Source organism: Tritonibacter sp. SIMBA_163, assembly GCF_046535935.1.
In the GTDB taxonomy this organism is placed as follows: Bacteria; Pseudomonadota; Alphaproteobacteria; order Rhodobacterales; family Rhodobacteraceae; genus Epibacterium; species Epibacterium scottomollicae.
The window spans coordinates 1-242 of sequence record NZ_JAWJBP010001154.1 but is presented as its reverse complement, the minus strand read 5'-3'; the positions used below and the strand labels follow the sequence as shown (position 1 = coordinate 242).

Here is a 242-nt window from a genome sequence, read left to right as displayed (position 1 = left end):
CGACAAGCCGGACCTGCGCAACCCGATCCTGCTTGCCGACGTAACCGAGTCGTTCCGCGGCTCCGGCTTCGGCATCTTCGCCAAGGCGGTCGACAAGGGCTCGGTGGTGCGCGCGGTGCCGGCCCCGGGAGCCGGCAGCCGGGTGCGCAGCTTCTTCGACAACTTCAACAACTGGGCGCAACGTCAGGGCAAGGCCGGCCTCGGCTATATCATCTTCGCCGAAGACGGTACGCCCAAGGGCC

At 67.8% G+C, this 242-nt stretch carries 1 protein-coding gene; it reads left to right on the top strand.

Going from position 1 to position 242, the window contains the following annotated elements:
* A partial coding sequence (locus R0J92_RS25945) for a GAD domain-containing protein (RefSeq protein WP_411053807.1) occupies positions 1 to 242 on the top strand: 242 nt, incomplete at both ends.